1 protein-coding gene is annotated in these 617 nt (G+C 66.0%); it reads right to left on the bottom strand.

Annotated features, from left to right (window positions below; genetic code table 11):
• On the bottom strand, positions 1 to 617 hold a 617-nt coding region (locus tag AC4FS3_RS29050), incomplete at both ends, for an ATP-binding cassette domain-containing protein (protein WP_491023425.1).

Here is a 617-nt window from a genome sequence, read left to right as displayed (position 1 = left end):
CTTGCCTGAACGGGCCATGGCGCCGGAGAGCGGCTGCAACGAGCCGGCGAGCAGCTTGGCGAAGGTGGACTTGCCATTGCCGTTCTGGCCGAGCAGGGCGATGCGGTCGTCCGGCGCGATCGACAGGTTGAGGTTCTTCAGCACCACGCGCTCGCCATAGCCGGCGGCAACGCCCTCCATGGCGATGATCGGCGGCGACAGCGGCCGCTCGGGACCCGGCAGGCTGAACGGCAGCACCGCCTCGTCGGTCATGGCGGCGATTGGCTCCATCTTCTCCAGCCGCTTCAGCCGTGACTGCGCCTGCCGCGCCTTGGTCGCCTTGGCGCGGAAGCGGTCGACGAACGCCTGCATGTGCTTGCGCTCATTCTCCTGTCTGGCGCGCAGGGCGTTGTTTTGCGCCATCTTTTCCCGGCGTTGCCGGTCGAATGAGGTATAGCCGCCGCGATACAGGGTCAGCTTGCCCCGGTCGAGGTGCAGGATATGGTCCACCGCCTCGTCGAGCAGTTCGCGATCATGGCTGATCACCAGCGCCGTGTGCGGATAGCGGCCGAGAAAGTCGTAGAGCCACAGCGTGCCCTCGATATCGAGATAGTTGGTCGGCTCGTCCAGCAGCAGCA

Source organism: Pseudogemmobacter sp. TB195 (assembly GCF_058313095.1).
This window is presented reverse-complemented; position numbering and strand designations above follow the sequence as displayed.